At 74.3% G+C, this 26,839-nt stretch carries 28 protein-coding genes; 13 read left to right on the forward strand and 15 right to left on the reverse strand.

Features of this window, described 5'->3' with window-relative positions; all coding sequences use genetic code 11:
• Positions 1-310: 310 nt before the first annotated feature.
• The 4 genes from moaC to AC5L34_RS06850 all read left to right on the forward strand — a co-directional run bounded on the left by moaC (position 311) and on the right by AC5L34_RS06850 (position 3,060).
• The gene (gene moaC, locus AC5L34_RS06835; RefSeq protein WP_441173933.1) at positions 311-802 is read left to right on the forward strand and encodes a cyclic pyranopterin monophosphate synthase MoaC; all 492 of its coding nucleotides are present in this window, start codon (positions 311-313) and stop codon (positions 800-802) included.
• Positions 799-1,269: a MogA/MoaB family molybdenum cofactor biosynthesis protein gene (locus AC5L34_RS06840; protein WP_363622896.1), complete on the forward strand. Its 471-nt coding sequence runs from the start codon at positions 799-801 to the stop codon at positions 1,267-1,269. Before moaC ends, AC5L34_RS06840 begins: the two co-directional genes overlap by 4 nt.
• Positions 1,270-1,351: 82 nt before the next feature.
• The gene (locus AC5L34_RS06845; protein WP_441173934.1) at positions 1,352-2,611 is read left to right on the forward strand and encodes a molybdopterin molybdotransferase MoeA; all 1,260 of its coding nucleotides are present in this window, start codon (positions 1,352-1,354) and stop codon (positions 2,609-2,611) included.
• Complete coding sequence (locus AC5L34_RS06850) at positions 2,608-3,060, forward strand: molybdenum cofactor biosynthesis protein MoaE (RefSeq protein ID WP_441173935.1); 453 nt, start codon at positions 2,608-2,610, stop codon at positions 3,058-3,060. Before AC5L34_RS06845 ends, AC5L34_RS06850 begins: the two co-directional genes overlap by 4 nt.
• Positions 3,061-3,079: 19 nt before the next feature.
• Here the strand turns inward: AC5L34_RS06850 and AC5L34_RS06855 are convergent, their stop codons facing one another.
• Both AC5L34_RS06855 and AC5L34_RS06860 read right to left on the reverse strand, forming a co-directional pair.
• A complete protein-coding gene (locus AC5L34_RS06855; protein WP_441173936.1) occupies positions 3,080-4,522 on the reverse strand; it encodes a glycosyltransferase 87 family protein in 1,443 nt (480 codons plus the stop codon).
• A gap of 215 nt (positions 4,523-4,737) precedes the next feature.
• Positions 4,738-5,283 (reverse strand): DoxX family protein, encoded by a 546-nt coding sequence (locus tag AC5L34_RS06860; RefSeq protein ID WP_101413412.1) that lies wholly within the window; start codon positions 5,281-5,283, stop codon positions 4,738-4,740.
• A 125-nt stretch (positions 5,284-5,408) separates the two neighbouring features.
• On the opposite strand from AC5L34_RS06860, the gene AC5L34_RS06865 reads away from it, so the two are divergent.
• Positions 5,409-5,963: a GNAT family N-acetyltransferase gene (locus AC5L34_RS06865; RefSeq protein ID WP_441173937.1), complete on the forward strand. Its 555-nt coding sequence runs from the start codon at positions 5,409-5,411 to the stop codon at positions 5,961-5,963.
• A gap of 96 nt (positions 5,964-6,059) precedes the next feature.
• Here the strand turns inward: AC5L34_RS06865 and AC5L34_RS06870 are convergent, their stop codons facing one another.
• The 3 genes from AC5L34_RS06870 to AC5L34_RS06880 form a co-directional block, all read right to left on the reverse strand.
• Positions 6,060-7,301 (reverse strand): DUF8462 domain-containing protein, encoded by a 1,242-nt coding sequence (locus AC5L34_RS06870; protein WP_441173938.1) that lies wholly within the window; start codon positions 7,299-7,301, stop codon positions 6,060-6,062.
• Positions 7,302-7,440: 139 nt separating this feature from the next.
• Positions 7,441-7,929 carry a PT domain-containing protein gene (locus AC5L34_RS06875; RefSeq protein WP_441174092.1) on the reverse strand — a complete coding sequence of 163 codons (489 nt, stop codon included), beginning with the start codon at positions 7,927-7,929 and terminating at the stop codon, positions 7,441-7,443.
• Between the two features lie 607 nt (positions 7,930-8,536).
• Positions 8,537-9,154 carry an LppU/SCO3897 family protein gene (locus AC5L34_RS06880; protein ID WP_494824106.1) on the reverse strand — a complete coding sequence of 206 codons (618 nt, stop codon included), beginning with the start codon at positions 9,152-9,154 and terminating at the stop codon, positions 8,537-8,539.
• An 80-nt stretch (positions 9,155-9,234) separates the two neighbouring features.
• Between AC5L34_RS06880 and AC5L34_RS06885 the strand changes: the two genes are divergently transcribed.
• Together AC5L34_RS06885 and AC5L34_RS06890 are read left to right on the forward strand one after the other, a co-directional pair.
• A complete protein-coding gene (locus AC5L34_RS06885) occupies positions 9,235-10,263 on the forward strand; it encodes an EamA family transporter (RefSeq protein WP_494824108.1) in 1,029 nt (342 codons plus the stop codon).
• A gap of 10 nt (positions 10,264-10,273) precedes the next feature.
• Complete coding sequence (locus AC5L34_RS06890; RefSeq protein WP_441173941.1) at positions 10,274-10,903, forward strand: prepilin peptidase; 630 nt, start codon at positions 10,274-10,276, stop codon at positions 10,901-10,903.
• Between the two features lie 46 nt (positions 10,904-10,949).
• Here the strand turns inward: AC5L34_RS06890 and AC5L34_RS06895 are convergent, their stop codons facing one another.
• The 5 genes from AC5L34_RS06895 to AC5L34_RS06915 form a co-directional block, all read right to left on the reverse strand.
• Positions 10,950-14,144: a UvrD-helicase domain-containing protein gene (locus AC5L34_RS06895; protein ID WP_494824109.1), complete on the reverse strand. Its 3,195-nt coding sequence runs from the start codon at positions 14,142-14,144 to the stop codon at positions 10,950-10,952.
• Between the two features lie 100 nt (positions 14,145-14,244).
• Positions 14,245-15,516, reverse strand: a complete 1,272-nt coding sequence (locus AC5L34_RS06900) for a metallophosphoesterase (protein ID WP_494824110.1) — start codon at positions 15,514-15,516, stop codon at positions 14,245-14,247.
• 13 nt (positions 15,517-15,529) lie between these two features.
• The gene (locus tag AC5L34_RS06905) at positions 15,530-15,769 is read right to left on the reverse strand and encodes a MoaD/ThiS family protein (protein ID WP_089003790.1); all 240 of its coding nucleotides are present in this window, start codon (positions 15,767-15,769) and stop codon (positions 15,530-15,532) included.
• Positions 15,770-15,891: 122 nt separating this feature from the next.
• On the reverse strand, positions 15,892-16,905 hold the full coding sequence (gene moaA, locus AC5L34_RS06910) for a GTP 3',8-cyclase MoaA (RefSeq protein ID WP_494824111.1): 1,014 nt from the start codon (positions 16,903-16,905) through the stop codon (positions 15,892-15,894).
• Complete coding sequence (locus AC5L34_RS06915) at positions 16,902-17,816, reverse strand: fructosamine kinase family protein (protein ID WP_441173945.1); 915 nt, start codon at positions 17,814-17,816, stop codon at positions 16,902-16,904. The genes moaA and AC5L34_RS06915 overlap by 4 nt, the downstream gene beginning before the upstream one ends.
• Positions 17,817-18,073: 257 nt before the next feature.
• Here AC5L34_RS06915 and AC5L34_RS06920 point away from each other — a divergent pair, with 257 nt between their 5' ends.
• Positions 18,074-19,114 carry a DUF4192 domain-containing protein gene (locus AC5L34_RS06920; RefSeq protein WP_441173946.1) on the forward strand — a complete coding sequence of 347 codons (1,041 nt, stop codon included), beginning with the start codon at positions 18,074-18,076 and terminating at the stop codon, positions 19,112-19,114.
• 6 nt (positions 19,115-19,120) lie between these two features.
• On the opposite strand, the gene AC5L34_RS06925 is transcribed toward AC5L34_RS06920, so the two are convergent.
• Together AC5L34_RS06925 and AC5L34_RS06930 are read right to left on the reverse strand one after the other, a co-directional pair.
• Entirely contained in the window at positions 19,121-20,293 is a 1,173-nt protein-coding gene (locus AC5L34_RS06925) for a serine hydrolase domain-containing protein (RefSeq protein ID WP_494824113.1), read from the reverse strand.
• 172 nt (positions 20,294-20,465) lie between these two features.
• Complete coding sequence (locus tag AC5L34_RS06930; RefSeq protein ID WP_441173948.1) at positions 20,466-21,308, reverse strand: AraC family transcriptional regulator; 843 nt, start codon at positions 21,306-21,308, stop codon at positions 20,466-20,468.
• Between the two features lie 25 nt (positions 21,309-21,333).
• On the opposite strand from AC5L34_RS06930, the gene AC5L34_RS06935 reads away from it, so the two are divergent.
• The 3 genes from AC5L34_RS06935 to AC5L34_RS06945 all read left to right on the forward strand — a co-directional run bounded on the left by AC5L34_RS06935 (position 21,334) and on the right by AC5L34_RS06945 (position 23,567).
• The gene (locus AC5L34_RS06935) at positions 21,334-21,840 is read left to right on the forward strand and encodes a VOC family protein (RefSeq protein ID WP_089002847.1); all 507 of its coding nucleotides are present in this window, start codon (positions 21,334-21,336) and stop codon (positions 21,838-21,840) included.
• Positions 21,841-21,875: 35 nt separating this feature from the next.
• A complete protein-coding gene (locus AC5L34_RS06940; protein WP_441173949.1) occupies positions 21,876-22,529 on the forward strand; it encodes a class I SAM-dependent DNA methyltransferase in 654 nt (217 codons plus the stop codon).
• A 93-nt stretch (positions 22,530-22,622) separates the two neighbouring features.
• Positions 22,623-23,567, forward strand: coding sequence for an acyltransferase domain-containing protein (locus AC5L34_RS06945; RefSeq protein WP_441173950.1), 945 nt, complete (start codon positions 22,623-22,625; stop codon positions 23,565-23,567).
• Between the two features lie 44 nt (positions 23,568-23,611).
• Here AC5L34_RS06945 and coaD read toward each other — a convergent pair whose 3' ends face one another.
• A complete protein-coding gene (gene coaD / locus AC5L34_RS06950; RefSeq protein WP_441173951.1) occupies positions 23,612-24,034 on the reverse strand; it encodes a pantetheine-phosphate adenylyltransferase in 423 nt (140 codons plus the stop codon).
• Positions 24,035-24,198: 164 nt separating this feature from the next.
• Here coaD and AC5L34_RS06955 point away from each other — a divergent pair, with 164 nt between their 5' ends.
• Positions 24,199-24,987 (forward strand): class I SAM-dependent methyltransferase, encoded by a 789-nt coding sequence (locus AC5L34_RS06955; RefSeq protein ID WP_441173952.1) that lies wholly within the window; start codon positions 24,199-24,201, stop codon positions 24,985-24,987.
• Positions 24,988-25,057: 70 nt separating this feature from the next.
• Here AC5L34_RS06955 and AC5L34_RS06960 read toward each other — a convergent pair whose 3' ends face one another.
• Positions 25,058-25,252 carry a DUF397 domain-containing protein gene (locus tag AC5L34_RS06960; RefSeq protein WP_441173953.1) on the reverse strand — a complete coding sequence of 65 codons (195 nt, stop codon included), beginning with the start codon at positions 25,250-25,252 and terminating at the stop codon, positions 25,058-25,060.
• Entirely contained in the window at positions 25,240-25,983 is a 744-nt protein-coding gene (locus AC5L34_RS06965) for a Scr1 family TA system antitoxin-like transcriptional regulator (RefSeq protein WP_441173954.1), read from the reverse strand. The genes AC5L34_RS06960 and AC5L34_RS06965 overlap by 13 nt, the downstream gene beginning before the upstream one ends.
• Before the next feature lie 529 nt (positions 25,984-26,512).
• Here AC5L34_RS06965 and AC5L34_RS06970 point away from each other — a divergent pair.
• A complete protein-coding gene (locus tag AC5L34_RS06970) occupies positions 26,513-26,758 on the forward strand; it encodes a flavin reductase (RefSeq protein WP_441173956.1) in 246 nt (81 codons plus the stop codon).
• The last annotated feature ends 81 nt before the right edge of the window (positions 26,759-26,839 follow it).

Consider the following 26,839-nt stretch of genomic DNA (forward strand, 5'->3'; position numbering starts at 1 on the left):
TACGGGCCGGACGTCGTCACGGAATGACAGGGAGCAAGATGCACTCCGTACGTTGCCCGTCGCCGCCGGATCGACCGGCAGTGGGTAATTCCCCGCTGGCGATGATCGCTTCTCGGGTCGGTGAAGGGCCAATGGCGTCACGCGGTTACCGGACGACATCCCGGTCCAGCGTCGCGCCGGGGAGGACGACTATCGGACCGGTCCGTGGAAGCGGGGTGGAAACGGTCGTGACGCAACGAGCCGGAAACGCGTTCCCTCTCCCGGTCAATTCGCGACAGGATGGTGCCACCCGCCGGATAGGCTCGCGACCGTGACCGATCCCGCGCAGCTCACCCATGTCGATCCGGCGGGCGCGGCCCGCATGGTCGACGTCTCCCCGAAGGCGGTCACCGGCCGCCTGGCCGTCGCCACCGGCCGGCTCCGCACCACCAGAGAGGTCGTCGAGCTGCTACGCCGCGACGGGCTGCCCAAGGGCGACGCGCTGGCGGTCGGCCGCCTCGCCGGCATCATGGGCGCGAAGCGCACCCCCGAGCTGATCCCGCTCTGCCACCCCATCGCCCTGCACGGCGTCACGGTCGACCTGACCCTCACCGACGACACCGTCGAGATCACCGCCACCGCGCGGACAGCCGACCGTACGGGCGTGGAGATGGAGGCGCTGACGGCGGTGGCCGTCGCCGGGCTGGCGCTGATCGACATGGTCAAGGCGGTCGACCCGGCGGCCAGCGTCGACGCGGTCCGGGTGCTGCGCAAGGAGGGCGGCAAGACCGGCCTGTGGGTGCGCCCGCAGGAGCGGTCGTGATCCGCGCGCGGGTGGTCGTGGCCTCGAACCGGGCCGCCGCCGGCGTGTACGCGGACACCAGCGGCCCCCTGCTCGTGGCCGGCCTGCGTGACCTCGGCTGCGAGGTGGACGGGCCGGTGGTGGTGCCCGACGGCGAGCCCGTGGGCGAGGCGCTGCGGGCCGCCCTGGCCGACGGGATCGACGTCGTGCTGACCAGCGGCGGCACGGGGATCAACCCCTCCGACCGCACGCCCGAGGTGACCCGGGCGCTGCTCGACCACGAGGTCCCGGGCATCGCCGAGGCGATCCGGGCGCACAGCCGCGACAAGGTCCCCGCCGCCGCGCTCTCCCGGGGGCTCGCCGGCGTCGTCGGCCGGATGCTGGTGGTCAACCTGCCCGGTTCGACCGGCGGTGCCAGGGACGGTCTCGCCGTACTCGGGCCGATCCTCAGCCACGCCGTCGACCAGCTCCGCGGCGGCGACCACTGACGACCGCCCCGGGCCACGGCCAACCGGTGGGCGTGGCGCCGCTGACGGCGCGACCGTCGTGTCCCACCGCTAGGCTCGGCCGGTGAGCACGGAAACCGCACCGGCCGCCGAGCCGGTCAGCGCGCCCCCGCCCGCCGGCTGGGAGGAGGCCCGGTCCCGGGTGTACGCCGTCGGCCTGGCCGCCGCGCTGCCCGCCGTCAGTCGGCCGCTCGCCGAGACCGACGGGCACACCCTCGCCGAGCCGTTGGCCACCCGTACGGACCTGCCCGCCTTTCCCACCTCCAGCGTCGACGGCTGGGCGGTGCGGGGTGCCGGGCCGTGGCGGCCGGTCGGGCGGGTGCTGGCGGGCGGCACCCCCGCCCCGCTGGCCGACGACGGGACGACCGTCGAGATCGCCACCGGCGCGATGGTGCCGGAGGGCGCCACGGCCGTGCTGCGGGTGGAGGATTCCCGCCGTACGCCGGAGGGGCTCGTCGACGGCACGCCCCGGCCGGCGCCGGAGTGGCGGGAGCCGGGCGAGGAGGCGTACGCCGGGGAGGAACTCGTGCCCGCCGGCACGCCGGTGGACCCGGCGGTGATCGGCCTGGCGGCCTCCTGCGGGCACGACCGGCTGCTGGTACGGCGCCAACCCCGCGCCGCGCTGCTGGTCTTCGGCGACGAACTGCTGACCGCCGGCCCGCCCGGCGCCGGGCGGGTGCGCGACGCGCTCGGGCCGGCGGTGCCGGCGTGGCTGCGCCGCTACGGCTGCCTCGTCCGCCCCTCGGACGTGGTGGGACCGGTCGCGGACACGCTCCCCGCGCACGTGGCGGCGCTGCGCGCCGCGCTGGGCACCGCCGACCTGGTGTGTACGACCGGCGGCACGATGCACGGGCCGGTCGACCACCTGCATCCGGCGCTGGAGGCGCTCGGCGCCGACTACGTCGTCAATACGGTGGCGGTGCGGCCCGGGTTCCCGATGCTGCTGGCGCGGCTGGCCGACGCCGACGGCCGGGTCCGGTTCGTCGCCGGGCTGCCCGGCAACCCGCAGTCGGCCATCGTCGCCCTGGTCTCGCTGGTCGCTCCGCTGCTGGCCGGCCTGGCGGGCCGCCCGATGCCGGTGCTGCCGCACGTCACGCTCGCCGAGCCGGTGCGAGGCCGGGGCGCGTACACGCACCTGGCGCTGGTGCGGGTGGACCGGACCGCCGGCACCGCCCAGCCGGTCCGGCACGTCGGCTCGGCGATGCTGCGCGGGCTGGCCGGCGCCGACGGGTTCGCCGTCATCCGCCCCGGCACCTCCGGCGAGCCGGGCGACCGGGTGCCGGTCGTACCGCTGCCGCTGCTGCCCGGGGAGCGTGCGTGGTGACCGCGCCGACGGCCGACGCGTCGGGCCGACAGCCCGCGACGTTCGGTGAGGTCACCGAGCGGCCGCTCGACCTCGCGGCGCACGAGGCGGCGGTCGCGGACCGCCGGGCGGGGGCGGTGGTCTCGTTCCAGGGGGTGGTCCGCGACCACGACCACGGCCGCGCGGTGACCAGCCTGGAGTACGAGGGCCACCCGAGCGCCGAGCGGATCCTGCGCGAGGTGGCGGCCGAGGTGGCCGCCGACCCGGACGTGTACGCGGTCGCGGTGTCGCACCGGGTCGGCCCGCTCGCCATCGGCGACGTGGCGCTGGTGGCGGCCGTCAGCACCGCCCACCGGGCCGCCGCGTTCGCGGCCTGCGCCCGGCTGGTCGACGAGGTCAAGGCGCGGCTGCCGATCTGGAAGCGGCAGGTCTTCGCCGACGGCACCGAGGAGTGGGTGAACTGCCCCTGAGCGGGGCGGCTCCATCCCGTCAGCGGCGGACGCCCGGCACGGCCTGGCGGCCGAACCGGTCGCCGTAGAAGGCCGGCTCGGCACCGGGACGCCACGGCAGCGCGGCGACCAGCAGGATCAGGGCCAGCGCCAGCGAGTTCTCCATCAGGGCGCCGAAGAGGCCGTCCTGGTAGTGCGACACCTCGGGGAGCTGGTGCTCGTACGGCCAGATCGGGGAGATCAGGAAGAGCAGGTAGAGCCCGGTCGCGGCGGCGCCGTGCCGCAGCCCGGTCAGCGTCGGGTACCAGATCGGCGGGCGCAGCCCGGTCACCCCCGGCGGGCCGCCGTAACCGCCCTGACCGGACCGCTGGGCCAGCCCACGACTGGCGTCGCGGCGGCGTACGGCGGCGTCGGCGAGCACGATGATCGCCGGGATCACCCAGACCAGGTGGTGCGTCCAGGAGATCGGGCTGATCACGTTGGCGGTGAGGCCGACCAGGGTGAACGCGGTCAGCTCGTCACCGTCGGCGCGGGCGTTGACGGCCCGGGAGAGGCCGACCGCCAGCATCAGTACCGAGAACGCCAGCCAGAGCAGGCCGGGCGTCTCGATCGAGTCGTACAGGCGGGCCAGCAGCCCCGCCAGCGACTGGTTGGGCGTCATGTCGGCGGCCCCGACCCGCTCGGTCTGCCAGAGCACGCCGCCGAAGTAGGCGCGCGACTCCGTGCCGACGACCGCGAAGGAGCCGAGGGTCACGGCGATCACCGTGCCGATGGCGGTGGTGGCGGCGCGCCACTGCCGCGTGATCATCAGGTAGGCGATGAACAGCGCCGGGGTCAGCTTGACCGCCGTGGCCAGGCCGATGCCCACGCCGGCCCAGGCGCCGCTGTGGACGAACCGCAGCAGCGGCCCGTCGCTCGGGGCGATGTGGGTGCCCCGGCGCGACCGCCAGCGCAGGCCGATCAGGTCGGCCATGATCAGGGCGAAGAGGAGCAGGTTCACCTGGCCGTAGCCGAGGGTCTCCCGGGCCGGCTCGATGGCGACCGCCAGCGGCGTCGCGATGCCCACGGTGAACCAGAGGGGCCAGCCCAGCCGGTCGACGATCGGGCGGAGCAGCCCGGCCAGCACGACGGCCAGGGCCGCGACGCTGGCGAGCGCGTTGACGATGCCGGCCAGCTCGACCGGCAGGTGCGCCATCGGGAGCATCACCAGACCGCCGAACGGCGGGTAGGTGAAGCCCAGGGTGGTGCCGGGTGCGATGAACTCGTAGAGCTCGTGACCGCTCGCCCACCACACCACCGCGCCGTGGTAGATCTTCATGTCGAAGAAGTTGTACGGCCGCCCGAAAGCACCGATGGCGAACCATGCGGCATAGGCGACGGCGGCCACGATGCCGGTCCGTACGACTGTCCTACGATCGATCCCACGCGTTACGCGGCGGACTGGGGCGAGGCGGTCCACCCGTCTTCCGACGGTCGCCGGCATGGCGTGGCCACCCCCGTACCAAGGTCGTCCTACCCGTCCAGGTCCTGCACGGAGCCTAGAACGGCGCCTCACGTTAATGCCTCCCGCGTTATGCGACCGTGTCCGATCCCACACATGTTTTTGACATTTCCACCGCGTTAACGCCTGTCGGGCGGTTCAGGTGATTCGCGGCGTTGACACGTGAGGGGTCGGCCGGGGGGAGGTATCGACGCAGGTCAGCCGGGTAGTCGTCGGGCCGTCGCCGCTGATCGTACGGCGATCCGGGCCTCCCTGCGGGCGGTACGGACGGCTCGCTGCACCGAACGTCGGGAGTGGCCGATCCGGTGACCCGTCCGCCAGCGCAGCCCCGGCTTGCCGCCGGTGTCCGCCGCAGCGAGCAGCAGCCCGCCGAGGAGGCCCAGGTTCTTCAGGAAGTGGATCTGGTTGTTGTGCCGCGTCGCCGGGTCGTCGTTGTTCCAGAAGGGATGCCCGGCGAGGGTCACCGGGACCAGCGTGCCGGCGAGGACGAGCGCCGCGGGCCGGGCGAACCGGCCGGTGGCGAGCATCAGCCCGGCGCCCACCTGCACCGCCGCGTTGGCGCGGATCAGCGTCTCGGTGTCGGTGGGGATGCGGGGGTCGGCCTTCTCCAGCAGCGGGGTCACCCGGTCCGTCACGGGCTTCGCGGCCGGGACCAGCCGCCCGGGGTTGCGGAGGTTGGTGAACCCGCTGACCACGAAGATGCCGCTCAGCATGGCACGGGCGAGGGAACGCACGGGTTTCATGGATCAGTCATACCCCGTCGCCGGCCCCGCTACCCCCGCAACCGCCGATCCGGATCGGCGGACGTGCACGTCGCGCCACGCCGATTCGAGCGACCGTCGCTGATGGACCGCCTGTGAGGGGTAACGTGCCCGGCGTGACGACGCTGCGGTTGCGACCTGAGGACCCGGCCGACACCGGCGCGGTCCGCCGGGTGCTCGCCGCCGCGTTCGCCCGTCCCGACGTGGCCACGCCGCCGGAGGTCGGGCTGGTCGACGAGCTGCGCGACAGCGACGCCTGGGTGCCGGAGCTGGCGATGGTCGCCGAGTACGGCGGCGAGGTCGTCGGCTACGCCCTGCTCACCCGGGTGCGGGTGAAGTCCGACGACCACGTCGTGCCGGCGCTGGCGCTCGGCCCGGTGGCGGTCGCGCCGCACCGGCGGCGGATCGGGCTCGGCACGGCGGTGGTGCAGGCCGCCATCGAGGCGGCCACCGAGCTGGGCGAGCGGCTGGTGGTGGTGCTCGGCGACCCGGCCTACTACCACCGGTTCGGCTTCGGTCGGGCCGACCGGATGGGCCTGACCAGTCCCTGGTCGGGTCTCGGCGACCCCTGGCAGGCGCTGGTGCTGCCGCCGGCCACGAGCGGCGAGGGCCCGCCGCCGCGCGGCGAGGTGCTCTTCCCGCCCCCCTGGTCCAAGGTCTGACGCCTCCGCTGGCCCGACGCCCGCGCCGCGCCGGACCCGGCCGTCCCGCGCCGCGCTGATCGGGGGTGGCGCCCTGTCGCGGTCCGTGGTGGCCGGTCAGGCCGGTTGGGTACGCAGGTAGCGGCCGAAGTGGGGGACGGTGAAGGCGACCGTGCCGCGTTCCCCGGAGTAGATCAGGCCCTTCTTGATCAGCGCGTCCCGGGCCGGGGAGAGGCTGGCCGGCTTGCGCCCCAGCGCACGGGCGATCTCCGCCGTCGGCACCGCGGCGTCCATGTCGTCCCGGCCCCCGCCGTCGATCTCGCCCTCCACCAGGGACAGCGTGGCCATGGCCCGCATGTACTCGCGTTCGGCCGGGGTGGCCCGCTCGAAGCGGGAACCGAAGAAGCCGACCGCCAGCTCGGCCTCGGCCTCCGGCGCGGCGACCCGTACGTCGGCGGCGGTGACCGGCGAGCGGGGCGCGTGGTCCCAGGTCGCCTTCCCGTACGCCTGGACGAAGTACGGGTAGCCGCCCGACTTCTCGTAGAGCAGGTCGAGCGCCTTCTGCTCGTACTCCACCTCCTCGCGCTCGGCCGGCGCGCAGAGCGCCTGGTCGGCGGCGATCCGGTCGAGCCGGTCGATGCGCTGGTAGCGGAAGAGCCGTTCGGAGTACGACTTGGCCGCGCTGAGTACGGCCGGCAGGTGCGGCAGCCCGGCGCCGACCACGATCAGCGGCGCGCCGAGCTGGGACAGCTCGTGGCAGGCGGCGCAGAGCGCGGAGACGTCCTCCGGGCCGAGGTCCTGCATCTCGTCGATGAAGATCGCGATGCCGGTGCCGACGTCGGCGGCCACCGCCGCGGCGTCGGTGAGCAGCTCGACCAGGTCGATCTCGATGTCGCCGGAGTCGGCCCGGCCGCTGGCGGCGGGTACGTCGATGCCGGGCTGCCACCGGTCGCGCAGCTTCGGGGCGGCGTTGCCGCGACCGGTCGGCGCGGTGCGCTGGGCGAACGCCTTGAGCACGCCGAGGAAAGCGTCGATCCGGTCGGGGGCGCGGTGGCGGGGCGCCAGCTCCCGGACGGCCATGTGCAGCGCGGCGGCGATCGGGCGGCGCAGCGACTGGTCGGGCCGGGCCTCGATCTTGCCGCTGCCCCAGAGGTGGTTGATGGCCTGGGAGCGGAGGGTGTTGAGCAGTACCGTCTTGCCGACCCCGCGCAGGCCGGTGAGCATCAGGCTGCGTTCGGGCCGGCCCCGGGCGATGCGCTCCAGCACGACGTCGAAGACGTCCAGCTCGCGCCCCCGCCCGGCGAGCTCGGGCGGGCGCTGGCCGGCGCCCGGGGCGTACGGGTTGCGGACCGGATCCACGCATCGCACAGTATCGGGCCGTCTAGCTGCGGGACTAGACATGCGTAGATGGGGCAACCGGCGTGTCGGGGCGTCGGAGCCTCTCGACACGAAACTAGGGCTGTCTAGCGTGGACGCTAGACAGCCCTAGTTTTGGTAATCAGCGCTTCTTCAGGCAGAGCACGTAGTCGAGGAAGTCGATTGAGTTGTCGTGCACGTAGTTCGCGGTCGCCTCCGGGGCCCGGGTCTTGCACCGGTCGCCGTCCGCCGTGCCCGGGATCCGCAGCAGCACCTCGTACGTGTTGGGGCCGCAGGGCACCTTCCGCAGTTCGGCGTCGGTGGCCGTACCGTCGTTGACGACGCAGTCGCCCTTGGCGAAGTCCCTCCTGCTGGGGCTCGGTTTGGCGGAGGTCGGCGCGGCGCTGGGCTCGTCCGTGGGCTCGCTCGTCGGTCGGCCCGTCGGCTGGCCGCTCGGGTTCACCGGAGCGCTCACCGTCGGGGCCGCGATCGGATCGTCGTCCTCGCCGGCCTGGTAGAACCCCCAGCCGACGAGGGCGAGGCACGGGCAGAGCAGGAGGACCACGACCAGGCCGATGATCAACGCGACCTTGCCGGCGCCGCTCTTCGCCGGCGGAGCGGCCGGCGGCATCCCGTACGCACCGGGGCCCGGCGGCGGGGCGCCCCACTGGTTGCCCGGGGCTGGCGTCGGCCCGGCCGGCGGATACGGCCCGGCCGCCGGGTAGCCGCCCTGGTCCGCCGGCGACGGGTAGCCGGCCCCGGAGCTGGGCGACGGGTAGCCCGCGCCGGAGCTGGGTGGCGGGTAGCCGGCCCCGGAACTGGGTGGCGGATAGCCCGCGCCGGAGGTCGGTGGCGGGTAGGCCGGCTCCGGGTTCGGCGGCTGCGGCTGGTTCCACATCGGGTCCGGCTGCCCCCACTGCGGGGCGGCCGGTGCCTCGCCACCGGACGGCGGCTGGCCCCACTGCGGCTCGCTCCCGGGCTGCTGCTGACCCCACTGCGGTTCACCCCCCGGCTGCTGCTGGCCCCACTGTCCGGCGGCCGGCGGCTGACCCCACTCGGGCAGCGTCGGGTCGATGGGTGGCGGGCCGCCCGGGGTGCCGGGCGGGCGCTGGTAGGGGTCCTCCGGCTGCGCGGGTGATCCGTAGGTCGTCATCTCTTCCTCAGGGGTGCGGGTGGATCAGGGGTGCGTGGTCCAGGGTGCGGTGCTCAGGGGGGTGCGGATATGCCGGGCGCGGCGCTCAGCGCTGCTTCAGGCAGAGCACGAAGTCGAGGGTGTCCAGCTCGCTGTCGAAGAAGTACCAGTTGGTGTAGCCGTCGACCTTCGCGCACTTCGCGGCGGCGTCCTTCTCGCCGCTGGTCGCCCCGTCGATGCGGCGCAGCACCTCGTACGTCTGCGGGGCACAGTCGCTGATCAGCAGCTTGGGCTTGCCGCCGGCGGGGCCGTCGTTGCGGACACACTGGCCCGCCTTGACGAAGCGCGGGTCGGCCGAGGACTCGGGAGCGGGCGGCGTGACCGGGGCGGCGGTGGCCGCGCCCGTCGTCGCCGTCGGCGGGTCGGTCTTCGCCGCAGGTGCGGGCTCGCTCGGCGTGGCGACCGGCGTGTCGTCGTCCTGACCGAGCAGGTAGAGCACGGCGGCGCCGCCGCCGACGACCAGCAACACCACCGTCGCCAGCACCGCGACGACCGGACCCGCCCGCCCGCGCCGGCGCTGCGGGGGCGGGGGCGGGGCGGGACTACCCGCGTACGGGGCCTCCCCGCCGCCCCACCCGCCGGCCGGCGGACCGTACGACTCGTCGGGGCGTCGCCCGTGCCACGGGTCCGGGTCCCCGTGACCCGGTGCTCCGTAGTTCGCCATGCACGCCTCCCGTGCGAGTGGTGAGAGGCCGGCCACCAACGAGGGACGCCGACGCCGAGGCCACCGTAGCGTGTCCACCGATGAGCCCACCTCCACCGAGTGCACCGCCGCCGGCCGACGCCGGCACCCGAACGGGCCCGGGAGCCGGGACCGTTCGTACGGCTGCCGCCAGGCCGGCGCTGCTCTGGACCGCCCTGCTGCTGGTCTACGTCCTCTGGGGCTCCACCTACCTGGGCATCCGGATCGCGGTGGAGTCCATGCCGCCGCTCGGTTCCGCCGCCGCCCGGTTCGCCGCCGCCGCCCTGGTGCTGGCGATCGTGCTCCGGGTGCGGCGGGGGCGGGGCGCGCTGCGGGTCGACCGCCGGCAACTCGCCTCGGCAGCGCTGGTCGGCGTGCTCCTGCTGGCCGGCGGCAACGGGCTGGTGGTGCTCGCCGAGTCCGGGCCGCCGGGGGTCGCGGTGCCCTCCGGGATCGCCGCGCTGCTGGTGGCCACCGTTCCGCTGCTGGTGGTGCTGCTGCGTACGGTCACCGGCGACCGACCCCGGTCGTGGACGCTGGCCGGGGTGACGCTGGGCTTCGTCGGGCTGGTGCTGCTGGTGCTGCCGACCGGCGGGACGGGTGCCGTGCCGCTCACCGGGGCGCTGACCGTGGTCGTCGGCGCCACCTGCTGGTCGGTCGGCTCCTTCCTCTCCGGGCGCATCCGGATGCCCGCCGATCCGTTCGTCGCCACCGTCTACGAGATGCTCGCCGGGGCGGCGGCACTCGCCGTACTCTCGGTGGCCCGGGGCGAGCTGCGCGGGTTCGACCCGGGCACGGTGACGACCCGGTCGTGGCTCGCGCTCGCGTACCTGACGGTGGCCGGCTCGCTGGTGGCGTTCACCGCGTACGTCTGGCTGCTGCACCACGCCCCGATCTCGCTGGCCTCCACGTACGCCTACGTCAACCCGGTGGTCGCGGTGGCGCTCGGCGCGTTGTTCGTGGCCGAGCCGGTCACCGCGCGGGTGGTGCTCGGCGGCGCGGTCATCGTCGCCGGGGTGGCCCTCGTGGTGAGCACCGAGAGACCGCGACGTCCCGCACCGGGGACCGCGCCGAAGCCGTCGCGGCGGTAGCGTCCGCCCCGTGTCGACGGGGCTGCTGGCGTGCGTGACGCTGCTCGGCGCCCTGGCCGGCCTCGCCGCTCCCGGGGCCGCCCGCCACTTCACCGCCCCGCCCACCGCCGGTGTCGTCCGGGCCGCGCCGGGTGCGGCCGCGGGGGCGGTCGTGTTCGCCGGGCTCGCGGCGGCGCTGGGGGCCGACCCCGTCCTGCCCGTCCTCCTCGTGCTGGCGGCCGTCGGGCTGGTGCTCGCCCTGGTCGACCTGGCCTGCCTGCGGCTGCCCGACCCGCTGGTCGGCGCCGCCGCGCTGGTCGCCGCCGTCGGCCTGGCCGGCGCGGCGCTGATCTCCGGCAGCCCCGGGCGGCTGCTCGGGGCGGCGGCCGGGGCCGCGCTCTGCTTCGCCTGCCACGTGGTGCTGGCGTTGCTGCCCGGTTCCCGGCTGGGCTTCGGCGACGTGAAGCTCGCCGCCGTCCTGGGCCTGCCGCTCGGCTGGCTCGGCGGCTCGTCCGTGGCGCTCGGGCTGCTCCTGCCGCACCTGCTGCACGGCGCGGTGGTGCTCGCCCTGCTGTCCGCCGGCAGGGTGCGCCGCGACACCCCGCTCCCGCTGGGCCCGGCCCTGCTCACCGGCGCCTGGCTGGCCGCCCTGACCGCCTGAGCGTTCGCCCGCGGCCGGACCGAGGCCTACGGCCCGACCGGGTGGCTCAGATCAGGCGGAGCTGGCGGTCGCGGGGGCGGCGGGGCTCGGCCTCGCCGAAGCGCTCGAACAGGCCCGGGTCGATGGCGTCGAGGAACGGCGACGGGACGCACTCGCGTTCCGTTCCGTGCCGGCTGCGACGGCCGGCGTGGGTGACGTACAGCCGGTCCTGGGCGCGGGTCAGCCCGACGAAGAAGAGCCGCCGCTCCTCGGCGATCGCGTCGTCGTCGGGCGTGCTGCCGGGCCAGCGCAGCGGGAGCAGCCCGTCCTCGGTGCCGACCAGGAAGACCACCGGGAACTCCAGCCCCTTGGCGGCGTGCAGGGTGAGCAGGGTGACCGCCTCGGCGCGGGGGTCGAGCGCGTCCACCTCCGCGCCGGTGGCGAGCTGGGAGAGGAACAGCGGCAGGTCGTCGCCGCAGCGGCGGGCCAGCGGGGTGAGCAGGTCGACGGCCGAGCGGACGTCCTCCGGCCGTACCGCGCCGGCACCGTCCAGCGTGGGCACCGCGAAGCGCTCCGCCAGCACCTGCCCGGCCAGCCGGACCCGGGCGGCCAGCGAGCCGTCGAGCCCGTCGGCGTGGCGCAGCTCGCGGGCGATGGCGGACACCCCGGGCCGGTCCCGCAGCCGGTCGTGCGAGCGCTTCTGCACGGGGATGTTCGCCCGGGCGAGCGCGTCCACGATCGGTGCGGCCTGCGCGTCGGTGCGGTAGAGCACCGCGATGTCGGAGAACGAGAGCGAGGTGGACCGGCCGTCGATGCGCCCCGAGTCCAGGGACCGGTGGGAGAGCCCGCCGACCAGCTCGTCGATGGTGCGTACGACGAAATCGGCCTCGTCGGCGACGGACGCCGCCGGGTAGCGACCCACCAGCGGGGCCTCCGGGTCGAGCCGGGCCGGGTCGAGGCGGCGGCCCCGCACCAGCGACGACGGCGCGATGGCCTGCACGGCGGCGGCCAGGATCGGGGCCGACGAGCGGTAGTTGCGGTTCAGCCGGACCAGCCGGGCGTCGGTGAAATCCTGCGAGAAGCGCAGGAAGTAGCCGACGTCGGCGCCCCGGAAGGAGTAGATCGCCTGGTCCGGGTCGCCGATCGCGCAGAGGTTGCCGTCGGCGGGGCTGAGCAGGCGCAGCAGCTCGTACTGCACCTCGTCGACGTCCTGGTACTCGTCGACGAAGATCCACCGCCAGCGCTCCCGGTACCGCTGCACCAGCTTGCGGTCGGCCCGTAGCAGCGCGACCGGCAGGGTCAGCAGCTCGTCCAGGTCCACCAGGTCCTGCTTGCGCAGCAGCGCCGCGTAGCCGGTGTCGTCGTCGCCGGCCTCGGCACGGGCCTCCGCCCGCTGGGCGTCGTCGGCGATCCGGAAGTCCGCCGGCAGGCCGACGGCGTCGGCGTTCTCCCGCAGGATCGTCAGGCCCAGCGAGTGGAAGGTGCCGACGGTGACGTCCTCGGCGACCGGGCCGAGCAGGCCGTCGAGGCGGTGCCGCAGCTCCTCGGCGGCCCGCCGGGTGAACGTGATCGCCAGGCACTGCTCGGGGAAGACGTTCAGCTCCGCGCAGAGGTAGGCGATCCGGTGGGTCAACGTCCGGGTCTTGCCGGTGCCCGGCCCGGCCACGATGAGCAGCGGACCGCCCGGCGCGGAGGCGGCCACGCGCTGCATGGCGTCCAGGCGGTCCAGCAGGCCGGTGCCGACCTCCTCCATCCCGGCGAGCATCGGCTCGAACGGCTCGTGCGGCGAGGGCGTCGGCGCGATCGGGGGCGGCGGCGCGGGCGGTGCGGCCTTGCGCTTGGGCTCGGCCCTGGCCGCCGTCGGGCGCTTGGCCCGGGGCTTCGGCGCCGGCTCCGCGGGGGTGCGCTGCGCCGGCACGGGTACGTCGAAGAGGGTCTCCTGCGCCGTACCGGCGTCGCCGCCCAGCTCGGCCGGGTCGAAGAGGGTGATGACGCCGTACTCGCCGTCGTAGCCGGGGACGCGGCGCACGTCGCCCCGGCGCAGCCGGCCGATGCCCTCGGCGAGCAGTTCCCCGCCGACCCGGCCGATCTCGTCGAGCGGCGTGGTGGTGAGGATCTCCAGCTCGGGGCCGAGCGCGGCGATCAGCTCGTGGAGCTTCCCCTCGACCCGCTTGGACCGGGCGCCCACCTTGTTGAGTTCGCCGAGGATCTCGGCCAGCGGCACCAGGTGGGTGACGTCGCGGGCGTGTGCGGGGCGGTGCCCCGACGGGCGGTCGGCCAGCTCCTCGATCCGGCTGAGCACGCCGACGGTCAGCGGCTTGCCGCACTCCGGGCAGCGGCCGCCGGCGGCCCGGGTCTGCTCGGGCGACCAGTTGACCCCGCAGAGCCGGTGCCCGTCCGCGTGGTACTTGCCCTCCTCGGGGAAGAACTCGATGGTCCCGGCCAGCCCGTCGCCCGTACGCAGCGCGTCGCGGATCGCGAAGTAGTCGCGGGCGGTGGCGAAGACGGTGGCCTCCCGGGCCAGCGCCGGCGGCGAGTGCGCGTCCGAGTTGGACACCAGTTGGTAGCCGTCCAGGCTGCCGACGCGCCAGTTCATCCCGGGGTCGGAGGAGAGGCCGGTCTCCACCGCGAAGATGTGCTCGGCGAGGTCGGCGTAGCAGTCGGCGATCGCGTCGAAGCCCGACTTGGAGCCCAGCGCGGAGAACCACGGGGTCCAGATGTGCGCCGGCACCAGGTAGCCGTCCGCGCTGGCCTCCAGCGTGATCTCCAGCAGGTCCCGGGAGTCCAGGCCGAGGATCGGCCGGCCGTCCGAGCCGAGGTTGCCGATCCGCCCGAGCGCGGCGTTGAACCGGGCCACCGCGTCCAGATCGGGCAGGTAGATCAGGTGGTGCACCTTGCGGGTGCGGTCGTCCCGCTTGTAGATCGTGGAGATCTCCACGCTGAGCATGAACCGGACCGGGTCCGCCTCCGCCTCGCTGGCCAGCCGGGGCGGCAGCCGGCGGGCGACGTCCCGCTCCGTCTCCGGGCTGAGCCGGTGCAGGCCGGGCTCGGCCGGGTGCAGCGTCTCGCGCAGGTGGTCGTACCAGGCGGGGTGGGTGAAGTCGCCGGTGCCGAGCACCCCGATGCCCTTGCGCCGCGCCCACCAGCCGAGGTTGGGCAGGGTCAGGTCGCGGCTGCACGCGCGCGAGTACTTCGAGTGGATGTGCAGATCCGCGACGAACGGCGAAGGGCCGCCGGGGGGTGCGGGACTGAACGGAGGCACGCCGCATCCTGTCACGACCGCGCCATTACCCACCCGTCGCCACGCACACCCGTGACCTGAGCATCCGGTGCTGGACAACGCCGGCCGCCCGCGCTATGGGTCAGCGGGAGCGCAGCTCCACCAGGGTGATCTGGGGTTCGGCGCCGACGCGCACCGGCGGGCCCCAGAAGCCGGCGCCGTTGGTGACGTAGACCTTGGTGCCGTCGACCTCGCCCAGGCCGGAGACCACCGGCTGCTGGAGCTTCACCAGCAGGTTGAACGGGACCATCTGGCCGCCGTGGGTGTGCCCGGAGAGCTGGAGGTCGACGCCGAACTTCGCCGCCTCGACCGCCGCCACCGGCTGGTGGGCGAGCAGCACCACAGGGCGGTTCGGGTCGCGGTCGCCGAGCGCCGCCGCGTAGTCCGCCGGGGCGGCCAGGCCCGTACCGGCGGCCGTGACGTCGTTCACCCCGGCCAGGTCGAGTACGCCGCCCCGGGCCTGGATCTCCGTCCGCTCGTTCTGCATGACCCGCAGGCCGAGGCGGTCCAGCTCCTGGACCCACTCCTCGACGCCCGAGTAGTACTCGTGGTTGCCGGTGACGAAGTAGCTGCCGTGCCGGGACCGCAGCCTGCGCAGCGGCTCGGCGGCCTCGCCCAGCTCCGCGACCGAGCCGTCGACCAGGTCGCCGACGACGGCGACGATGTCGGCGTCCAGGCGGTTGATCGCGGCGACGATCCGCTCGGTGTGCGCCCGCCCGCGCAGCGGGCCGAGGTGGATGTCGGACACGGTGGCGATCCGCAGGCCGTCCATGCTGCGGGGGAGCTTGGCCAGCGGGATCTGCACCCGGTCGAGCTGTGGCGGGCCGAGGGCGGTGCGGATGCCGTACCCGGTGAGGCCGGTGGCGGTGAGCCCGGCGAAGATCGCCGCCCCACGGGCGAGCAGCAGCCGGCGGGCCGGGTCGTGGTCGGGCTGCCCGACGGCGCCGGCGGCCGGCGGGTCGGCCGGAACCGCCGCGCCCACCGCGGGGGTTTCGGGCGCGGCGGAGACCATGGCGGGCTCGGGCGCGGCGGCGGTGGGCTCCGCGGCGGCGACCCGGCGACGCAGCACGAGCTTCGTCGCCGCCATCGGCACTTCCAGCGCCACGAGCAGGACGAGCAGGTAGAACATGACGGCGAGCCAGAGGTAGCCCGGCCACGCGAGCCAGTAGAGGCCCGCCTGGGTGCCGACCATGGTCGCCGGTACGAGCAGCGCGAGCACCAGGGCGGTGATCCCGCCGATCCGCCGCCAGCGCCCCGGGATGGTGGTGTCCCGCACCAGGCGCTTCCACAGGTAGAGGTGGATCAGGCCGGTGACCAGCCCTATGGTGGCGACGAACGCCAGTGCCGCCAGCATGTGTGCGCCTCCCTCAGCCGCCCGCGAAGGGCGGCAGGACGTCGATCGTGGCCCCGGCCGGTAGCGGTGCCCGCCGATCATGACAGGTCACGCCGTCGACGAGGAAACTCGCCACCTTCAGCACGGCGGCGAGCCGTTCGCCGTGCCGTTCGGTCAACTCGACGAGGAGTTCGTCCAGGGACCGGCCGCCGGATGCGGTCTCCTCGGACCGGCCGGCGGCGGCCCGCGCCCCGGCGAAGTAGCGGACGGTCAGCGGCGCCCCGGCGCCGGCCGCCGGTGCGGTCGGGGTCGGTTCGGGCTCGGCCGGGCCGGTGTGCGCCGGAGGGGCGGGAGCCGCTGTCCCGGTACGGCCCGCGTGCGTCGGTCCCGCCACGGTCAGCCTCCGATCGCGGACATCGGCCGGGCGGGCTGGAGGAAGGCCGGGTCGTCGATGCCGTGCCCGGCCCGTTTTCCCCACATCGCGGTACGCCAGCGCCGGGCCAGCTCGTCGTCGTCCGCTCCGGCCCGCAGGGCGCCGCGCAGGTCGGACTCCTCGGTGGCGAAGAGGCAGGCGCGGACCTGCCCGTCGGCGGTGAGCCGGGTGCGGTCGCAGTCGCCGCAGAACGGCCGGGTGACGCTGGCGATCACGCCGACCCGGGCGGGGCCGCCGCCGACCAGCCAGGTCTCGGCCGGCGCCGCGCCGCGCTCCGCCGGGTCGGGGGTCAGGTCGAACTCCCCGCGCAGGGAGGCCAGGATCTCGTCGGCGGTGATCATGGTGTCGCGGTTCCAGCCGTGCTGGGCGTCCAGCGGCATCTGCTCGATGAACCGCAGCTCGTAGCCGTGGGCGAGGGCGAAGCGGAGCAGCCCGGGTGCCTCGTCGTCGTTGACGCCGCGCATGAGCACAGAGTTGATCTTCACGGGGGTGAGCCCGGCGGCGGCGGCCCCGGCCAGCCCGGCGAGCACGTCCGCCAGGCGGGGGCGCCGGGTCAGCCGGGCGAACCGCTCCGGATCGAGGGTGTCCAGCGAGACGTTCACCCGGTCCAGCCCGGCGGCGCGCAGCGCGGGGGCGAGCCGGTCCAGCCCGATGCCGTTGGTCGTCAGCGAGATCCGGGGGCGCGGCTCCAGCGCCGCCACGGCGGCCACGATGCCGACCAGGCCGGGCCGGATCAGCGGCTCCCCGCCGGTGAACCGCACCTCGGTCACGCCGAGCAGGCGCACCGCGACCCCGACCAGCCGGGCGATCTCGTCGTCGCCGAGCAGTTGCGGGCCGGGCAGCCAGGCCAGCCCCTCGGCCGGCATGCAGTAGGTGCAGCGCAGGTTGCACTTGTCGGTCAGGGAGACGCGCAGGTCCCGGGCGACGCGGCCGTACCGGTCGGCGAGGACGCCGGAGTTCGGCGGGGCGGCGGTCACCCGTCGACGGTAGCGCGCCCGAGCCCGGCAAGCGCCGACCGGGCGGTACGGGCGACCGCATCGCGGTACGCCCCGCCGAACAGGGCGGCGTGCACCAGCAGCAGGTGGAGCTGGTGCAGCGGCACCCGCTCCCGCCACCCGTCGGCCAGCGGCCACTCCTGCGCGTACGCGGCGAGGATCCGGTCGAGGTGCGGGGCGCCGCCGAAGAGAGCCAGCTGAGCCAGGTCGGTCTCCCGGTGCCCGCCGTGCGCCGCCGGGTCGACCAGCCAGACCCTGTCGTCCGCGCCCCAGAGCGCGTTGCCCGGCCAGAGGTCGCCGTGGATCCGGGCCGGCGGCTCGTCCCCGCCGAACTCGCCGATCCGCTCGACGACCTGCTCGACCAGCGTGGCCTCGACGTCGCTGAGCCCGCCGCCGGCCACCGCGCGGCGCAGGTGGGGCAGCAGCCGGCACCGGGCGAACCAGCGCGACCAGGGGCCGTCGTCCGGCCTGTTGTCCTGCGGGAGGGACCCGACGAAGCCGGCCCAGTCGGCCCCGAACGCCGGCGCGCCGGCCCGGTGCAGGGCCGCCAGCTCGCGACCGAACCGCTCGGCCGCCTCGGGCGTCGGCTCGCCGGGCTCGATCCACTCCAGCGCGAGCAGCCCCGGCAGCGCCACGACCACCTCCGGTACGGCGACCGTCCCGGCCTCGCGCAGCCACCGCAGGCCGGCCGCCTCGGCGGCGAAGAAGCCCTCGGGCACCGGTCCTCCGGCGGTCTCCGGCCAGGTCTTGGCGAAGACCGAGTGCCCGTCGTCCAGCGTGAGCCGGGACGCGGCGCAGATGTCGCCGCCGGCGACCGGCGTCTCCCGGATCCGCTGGTGGGTCAGGAAGGTCGGCAGGTGCTCCGGGTGCGCCCGCAGGTACGCCAGATCCATCTGCGCAAGGTAACGCGCCGACGGCGTCCCGTCCCGCCGGAAACGGGCTGTCGTGAATCTTGGACGATTTCGGCCCCTCAGGGGGCTCGTTCACTCCATGATCGCCGGGGCTCGGTGCGGGGCGTGCCCGTTGCGGGTGGCGCCTGGGGGACGAGAATTGGGCTTGAGCTGCATAGATACTCTCCGTGTCTGTGGACAACCCGCGTGTCGTCCACAGGGGCCGGCGGCCGCCCCGCCCCCGCCGCAGGCTGCCAGCCATGACCCCGACCGACCGCCCCCGGCTCGCCGTCCGTTCCCCCGCCGACCTCATCGCCGCCGTGCCCTTCCTGCTCGGCTTCCACCCCACCGACAGCGTCGTCGTGGTGGCGATGCGGGGCCGCCGGATCACCTTCGCCGCCCGCGCGGACCTGCCCGACCTCGCCGACCCGCGGGACCCTGCCGGCCACCTCGCCGGCGTCGTCGCCCGGCAGCACGCCGAGACCGCCACGGTCCTCGGCTACGGTCCGGCGCCGCTGGTCACCCCGGCGGTCGACGCCGTGCGCGCCGCGCTCACCACCGCCGGGCTCCCCGTGCTCGACGCCCTGCGCGTCACCGAGGGCCGCTACTGGTCGTACCTCTGCACCGAGCCGGCGTGCTGCCCGCCCGACGGCACCCCCTACGACGTCGGCGCGAGCGAGGTCAGCGCGGCGGCCGTCTTCGCCGGCCAGGTCGCGCTGCCCGACCGGGCCGCCCTGGTCGCGCAGGTCGCCCCGGTGACCGGTCAAGCCCGTTCGGCCGTACGCCGGGCCACCGCCCGCGCCGAGCGACGCCTCGCGGCCCTGCTCGACCGGGAGCCCGCGACCGACCCGCGCGGCGGGCGTGCGGTCCGCGCGGCGGGGACGGCGGCCGTACGCTCCGCGCTGCGCCGGCAGCGGCGGGGGCAGCGCCTCAGCGACGACGAGGTCGCCTGGCTGAGCGTGCTGCTGACCCACGTGCCGGTACGCGACCACGCCTGGGAGCGCACCGACGGGCGGGACGAGGACATCGCCCTCTGGACCGACGTGCTGCGCCGGGCCGAGCCGGAGCTGATCGCCGTGCCGGCCGCGCTGCTGGCGTTCGCGGCCTGGCGGGCGGGGCAGGGTGCGCTGGCGGCCGTGGCTCTGGAACGGGCCCTGGCCGAGCATCCCGGCCACTCGATGGCGCTGCTCCTCGACGACCTGCTTCGCCGGGGCGTGCCGCCGGCGGAGCTGGACGGTTGGCCGGCGGTGGGAACGCCCGGAGTGCTACGCCGCCGGCGCAGCCGACGCGGCCCCCGCTGACTCCCGTCAGAGCATCCCGAGTGCGGCGCCGATGACGGCCTGGGCTGTACGGCTGAGCTCCTCACCCTTGGCGTCGGTCCCGGTGATCGAGTACTGCGTCCGGAACCGGCCGTCGCGGGTGGACGCCACGCCGGTCAGGTAGCCGAACCGGGAGCCCGTTTTGATCCACAGGACTTCGCCTCCGGGCAGCGGGAACGCGGTGAGCCCGGCGCTGTAGCGGGCCGGACCACCGGAGACGTCGGGGACAGCGGGCAGGGTGAACATCTCGGCCAGCTGGGCCGGCGGCACGACCCGGCCGGCGAAGAGCGCGGCGACGAACGTGTCCAGGTCGGCGAGGCTGGAGATGACGTTGCCGGAGGCCGGGGTGAAGGTCTGGCTCCAGGTCGTGGCGTCCACCAGTTCGGTGGCTCCGTCGCGCACGACGGCCTGGTATCCGTGTGCGTGCGGACCGAGGATGCGCGGGTCGTCGCCAGGGGCGTACGTGTCTCGCAGGCGGAGCGGGCGGGCGATCCGCCGGTCCAGCTCCCGCGCGTACGCGTGGCCGGTGACCTTCTCCACCAGCAGGCCGGCGACGATGTAGCCCATGTTGGTGTAGTGCTGCTTCGTCCCGGGTTCGAACTGCCTGGGGTTGCGCAGGCCGAGTCGCACGACTTGCTCCGGGGTCCAGCGGTCGTACCGGTGGGCGAGCTGCCACTCGATGCCGTCCGGCATGGTCGGGCTGGGGATGCCGTTGGTGTGGTCGAGCAGTTGGCGGACGGTGACGGTCGGGTAGTCGGCGGGCAGCAGCCCGGGCAGGTGACGCTGCACCGGGTCGGCCAGGTCGATGCGGCCCTCGGCGACCAGTTGCAGCACCAGTGCGGCGGTGAAGACCTTGGTGGCGCTGCCGATCCGGAAGCGTGCGTGCGGCGGCACGGGGGCCTGACTGCGCAGGTCCCGGACGCCGGTGGCACCGGTCCAGCAGCCGTCCGGGGTGATGATTCGGACCTGGGCGCTGGTGGCGTCGGAGTCGGGTAATCCGGCGATCGCCTGCCGGAGCGGGCCGGGGTCGAGGGTGCCGGGGCGGCAGTCGGCGGCGGAGCGGGCCGGGGGTGCGGCGGTGACCGCGCCGGGGGCCACGACGGTCAGCACGGTGGCGAGCGCCGTCGCGACGAGAGCGGTCCGGCCATTCATGATTTTCATGACATCGAGCCTTGTCTCCCGGTGCCGGCCGGGCATCGGGGAGATTCCCCTGGCGCACCCGGATCGGACGACCGGGGAGAACCCGGTCATCCGTGGCAGCGGCTCGACCTCGGCGACACCAACGTGGCAGGCGTGCATGGCCGCGCGGCAGACCAGGTCCGGCGACGTCCTGTCACACCCCGTCCTCCTCGCGCGTGGCCCGCTGTCGGTAGGCGCTCAGGGAGAGGCCGAGTACCGACCGGAACTCGTTGGCGAGGTGGGCGTGGTCGCTGTAGCCGAGGTCGGCGGCGACCGCGGCCAGGGTCGTGTCCGGGTCGGTACGCAGGCGTTCGGCCGCCTCCTGTAGCCGACGCCGACGGATCATCGTCGACGGCGGCAGCCCGACGTACCGTCCCGCGAGCCGCTGCAACGAGCGGGTGGACAGGCGCAGGCGTACGGCGGCATCCTCGACCGTCCGGATAGTCGGATCCGTGTCGATGGCCTCGGCCATCGCGTTGGCCAGCAGCGCCTCGTCGTTCGGCGGTGGGACCACCTCGCTGAGCCACCCCGCGAAGGCGTCGACGGCCCGGCGGTGCCGGGTCTGCCGGTCGCCCGGCCCGGTCATCTCGCGGTGCACCCGCTCGTGCAGGACGGGTAGGTCCACGGCCTCGTAGCGGTCCCGCAGGGCCGCCGGGTCCGCGACGAGATGGGGTACGGCCGCCGGCCGCAGCAGGGCGCCGACGGCCCAGCCCGTTCCGGTGAGGTCACGGTACGAACTGCCGGTCGTCGGTCCGGAGACGCCGACCGCGTCCGGTTCGACGACGAGGTTGCAGGCGGGGAAGGCGATCAGATGCTGCCGGGAGGATCGCCCCGGCTGGATCTGCCACTCCGGGATCCAGAACCACCGCACCAGCTGCCGCACCGCCTCCGGCGGCGGGAGCCGGTCGAACGTGGGCAGCCGCGCCGGGTAGAGGACACCCGGTGGGCTCGCCGCACCCGGGCCGGCCGCCTGTCGCGAATCTTCAAGCCGGCCCACGCCCGCCGTTCCTACGATCGGTCACATGACTGCAACGAGCCGAGCCGCCGACGGTGAGCACACCACGAACGGTACGCCGCACGGCGCCACCAGCCTGACCCCCTTCCTGGCGATCCCCGACGCACGCGGCGCCATCGACTTCTATCGGGACATCTTCGGTGCCCGGGTGGTCGACGTGACCGAGATGGGCGGGGTCGTGGCCCACGCCGTCCTCGACTTCGGCCACGGGCTGCTGCAACTCGGGGAGCCGATGCCCGACTACGGGCTCGTCGCGGCACCCGAAGGGGACCAGGACTGCTACTCGATGGGCCTCTACTGCCCGGATGTGGACGCGGTCGTCGCCCGGGCCGAGGCTGCCGGCGCCGTCGTCCGTGAGGCGCCGTCCACCTTCGTGTCCGGCGACCGGTTCGCCAGCATCAGGGACCCCTTCGGCGTACGGTGGTCGGTCATGACCCGGGTGGAGGACCTCTCCGAGAAGGAGAGCGCGCGACGGGTCGCCGAATGGGCCGAGCAGCAGAACCAGGCGAGCTGACACGGAAAAGGCGAGCGTCGCCTGGAGGACCTAACGTGTCGGGCGTGAGGAACGAAGGCTGGTTGGCGGACACCAGGGACTCCTACGACACCGTTGCCGCCAGCTACGCGGAACTTGTGCGCGACCTCCTGGTCGACGCGCCCCACGAACGGGCGGCCCTGGCGTTGTTCGCCGAACTGGTGCTGGCCGCTGGCGGAGGCCCGGTCGCCGACATCGGCTGCGGGTCCGGACGCGTCACCGCCCTCCTGCACCGGCATGGCCTCGACGCCTTCGGCATCGACCTTTCCCCGGGGATGATCGGGATAGCTCGGCGAGACCATCCCCACCTGCGGTTCGAGGTGGGCTCGATGACCGACCTCGCGCTCGCCGAGGCCTCGGTCGCGGGCGTGATCGCCTGGTACTCGCTCATCCACGTCCCGGACGAGGAAATCGGCCGGGTCCTCGCGCAATTCCGGCGGGTACTGCGCCCAGGGGGCCCGCTGCTGCTCGGCTTCCACGTCGGCGACGGGTCGCGGTTGAAGACCGAGGGCTACGGCGGCCATCCCATGAAGGTCCACGTCCACCGCCGCCGGCCGGAACGGTTGGCGGCCTGGCTGCGGGCGGCTGGATTCACAGTGGAGGCCGAGACGGTCGTGACCTCGCCCGAGAGCAGGCTCGGCGGCATCCTCTTCGCACGCCGGCATCCCTAGCCCTGTCCCGCGAGCCATGGCCGTTGTCAGACCGGTCCGACCCGAGCGGTACGGGGCCGTGGGAGACGCCGACCGGCCGGTAGGGTCGTCCGCGTGGACCTGGACGACACCGCCGCCCGGCTCGGGGTGCCCGTCGAGGACGTCGAACGCGTACACCGGCTCGCCGGTGACCGGCCGTCGGCTCCGCTGCCCGCCAGGGCCGACGCGCCCGCGATCCTCGACCGGCTCGCGGTACGGCCGGACGACGCCGCCGAGATCATGGCGGGCTGGCCCGACGATGACTCCCCACTCTGGACGCCGGAGCTTCGCTGGCTGCTCGACCGGTCGATCGCCCTGGTCCGCGCCGATCTCGGGGGCCACGGTTGGCTGCCGCCCGGTCCGGAGCTGCCGCGCGAGCGGGGCCCCGCCTGGCGGCATCTCTACGTGTACGCGTACCTGGCCCTGCTCGACGCTGTCAGGGGATACCACCGCGACCACGGCATCGCCGACGCCGTCTCGTGGGCGACCCTCGCGGACCTGGGCCGCAACCTCGCGATCGACCGGCGGATGCAGCGCGAGGGCTGGCCGGTCATGCAGAGCTGGCTGACGCTGCACGCCCGCGGCGGCCTCTACGAGTTGGGCCGGCTGCAACACCAGCGCGGCGGCACCGCCCTCGACCTGCACATCCCCGAGGCGGGGCCGCTCACTCCGGAGGCGGTCGCGGCCTCGCTCGACGAGGCCCGCGCGTTCTTCCCGCGCCACTTCCCCGACGAGCACTACACGGCGTTCGCCTGCGGCTCGTGGCTGCTCGACCCGCAACTGCTGGAGTACCTGCCCGACGACTCCAACATCGTCCGGTTCCAGCGGCTGTTCGAGTTGTCACCCTACGAGGAACCGGAAGGGCTGGACGCCGACGTCGAGGTGCTGCGGTTCGTGTTCCGCACCCTGACCACGCCCCTCGACGAGCTGCCGCGCCACACCGTGCTCCAGCGCGCGATCGTCGATCACCTGAAGGCCGGCCGCCACTGGCAGGTCCGGCGCGGCCGTTTCCCGATCTAGCACCCCGGCGTCACTCCGGCCGCCTGCGACCGTGGGGACGAACGTCACTTCCTCAGGGTGCGCACCGCGGTCGAAGACACCGTGGCAAGTTCGGGCTGCGCAGGCAAAAACACCGTGGGGACACCGAGCGACTCGTTCATCGCGGCGAGCTGGTACTCGCTCTGAAGGTCGGTGGTGTTCCGCACGCCGCGGACGATCACTCCTACCTCGTGGTGACGGCAGTAGGTGGAGGTCAACCCGCTCCAGGCCGCGACGCTGACGGAGGTCCACCCGGCCGGCAGAACGGCCCGGACAGCGGCCGCTCGCTCCTCTTCGTCGGTGCCCGGATTCTTGAGGCTGTTGACCGCGACGAGCACGACCACCTCGTCGAAGAGGCGGCGTGCCCGGTCCACCACATCCAGATGCCCGGAAGTGAAGGGATCGAAGCTGCCGGGATAGACCGCCCGCACGCCTCTGCCGGTGCTCATGGCCCGACTGTAGGTATCGGCTGTCGGATCCGCTGGCCCCTCGCTGTGGGCAGTACGTCACACCCACAGGGACTCGCCGCGCCCGGCGCAAGCAGCGACACCTTTGGCCATGCCCTGAGCAGAATCGCTCGCTTCCCGATCTGCGCTGCGGGCAGGCTGTCGAGATGAAGGCGAGCTTCAGCGGTGAGGTGGCGACGTACTACGCGAGGCACCGGCGGGGTTACCGGCCCGAGGTGCTCGACGCCCTCGTCGGAGCGTTCGGCCTCAGCGCCGAGGACAGGGTGGTCGACCTCGGCTGCGGCACCGGCCAGTTGAGCCTCCCGCTCGCCGTCCGGGTCGGGGCCGTCATCGGCGTGGACCCGGAGCCCGACATGCTGGCCCTGGCCCGCCAGGCCGCCCTCGACGCTGCGACGGTCAACACCACGTGGCTGCTCGGCACGGACAGCGACCTGCCCGCGCTGGGTCGGCTACTCGGCGAACGGACGATCGGCGCGCTGACCGCCGCTGTCGCCATCCACTTCATGGACCGCGACGCGCTGTTCAGGGCCGCCCGGCCGCTGCTGCGTCCCGGCGGCGGCATCGCCGTGGTCACCAACGGAGCGCCGCTGTGGCTCCAGGACGCCGATTGGTCCGAGGCACTGCGCGAATGCCTGGAACGGCTGCTCGGGCACCCCGTCACCGCCGCCTGCCAGACCGACGAGGCCGGCCGCCTACGCAACCAGGACGCCCTCGTTCGCGCCGGCTACCGGTACGCGGAGACGTCGGTGCAGTACGACGCACCGCTCACCGTCGATGACATGGTCGGCGGCGTCTTCTCCGCGTTGTCGGCCGACCGGCTGCCTTCCACGCAGGGCCGAGTCACGTTCGCCGCAGAGGTCCGCGACGCCCTCGGCGGACGCGACGAGGTCACCGAGCGGATCCGCGTCTGGCTCCAGTTCGGTACGCCCGATTGAGAGCCGCGCCTCCCTCAGCTACAGCCTTCCCTTGCCACAACCCGCCGGCAGCGGAGCGCGCCCCGGTTGGTCAGGCCCGCTCGGCCAGCTCGGCGACGAACGCGCGCCACGCCGCCGGGGCGAAGGCGAGTGCCGGGCCGGCCGGGTCCTTCGAGTCGCGGACGGCGACGACGCCGGGAAGATTGTCGGCGACCTCGACGCAGGCGCCACCGTTCGAGCTGCTGCGGGTGCTCTTGCGCCACTGCGCGCTGGTCAGGTCATCCATGATCGCGCTCTCAACAGGTCGATGGTCTGGTCTCGCGGCAGCGCGACCGACCTCACGGTATCCCAGACGGCCCAGAGCGGAGCAACGTCATTCGTCAGGCGACCGGCGGCTTGGTCGTCCAGGTAGCCGACCTCGCCGTCCGGCGTGCTGGCGATGATGAACGGTCCGGCCTGACCGGGGTGCAGCCCGGCGCGGAGGGGAAGCACATGGACCATGACGTTCGGACGCCGGGCAAGCTCGATCAGGTGATCAAGCTGCGGTTGCATGACCTCGGGCTCTCCCCGCCGGAGCGCAGCCTCGTCGATCACGAAGACGAGGAGGGGAGGACGCGGGCGGTCGAGCACGGCGGCCTGCCGGCGTAGCCGGGCGTCCACATGAGCTTCCGCGTCAGCCATCAGCGGCCCGCTGGTGAGGACGGCCCGGGCGTAGTCCTCGGTCTGTAGGAGGCCCGGGAGGACGGCCGACTCGAACCACCGCAGCCCTGACGCCTCACGCTCGATCTCGGTCCACGGTCTGAACCACGCTGGCTCTCTTCGCTTCAGTGCGTCCGGCCAGAGCTCTTCCATGTCCTTGTTGAGAATCTCGGCGACCCGGGCACGGTGACGGGTCTGCGGGATTCGTCCCTGACTCACCCAGCGTGCCGCCGTCTTCGGGTCGACGCCAACCTGAGCTGCCAGGCTCTCCGCAGTCTGCCCGGCCTTCGCCATCGCTACCTGAACCGCCCGGTTCATCCCCGCCCCTCACACGAACGTCCCGAATGCTCCGGGTACAGACTGCTACGCGGTGTGATCGACCGGCAACCCTGGGCAGGGTGCTTCTCAGACGGCGCGAGCCGGTGGAGGCATCCCGAGGCCCGCCGGTCGTGCCACGAGGGGGCCGCCCGCCGGGCGAGCATCCGTGGCGGCCCCCTCCTCCACACCGACCGCTGAGGGGGAAGACCTTGCCGGAGCGCCAGCCGCCGCCGAAGCCGGACCCGAGGCCCGCGCCGCGGCAGATCAGGTCGGGTGACGTCCTGCATCTGACCCGGTCCGCGAGCCCGCAGTTCGCCCGCCCGATCGTCGTGCGCGTGATCCGCGTCCTCACCGACTGGCACACGTACCACGGTTGGTGCTGGATCGACGTCTACCAGTTGGGTGCGCGCGGCGACGCCGTGGACCGGCGCTCCCTCTACGTGCGATGCGAGGGGGTCCGCTGGCGTACGGCGACTCCGGCCTCCCCGGCGCCGGCCCGGCGCCGGCCGGTCCGCCCGCGGGTCCCGGCATGACCCGCCGCCGCGCCCACCTGCCCACCCGGCCGACCTGGCGCTGCGCGGCCTGCGGTATCGCCTGGCCGTGTTCGGCGGCGAAGCTGCGCCTGCTCGCCGAGTACCGGACGGACCGGCCAGCCCTGCTGATCCACCTGGCGACCCTCCAGGCCGAGGCGGGCGAGGAACTCGCCGCGCTGGACCACGCCACGACACCGGCCGGCCTGACCGTCCGCTTCACCGCCTGGGCCCGCCCGCGCTGACCGCCGCCGAAGGCACCGCCGCCGAAGGCACCGCCCCCGGGAACGCCACTACCGGAAGGACCGCCTCCGGGAGCGCCACCA

The sequence above is a fragment of the Micromonospora sp. ZG13 genome (genome assembly GCF_059359355.1).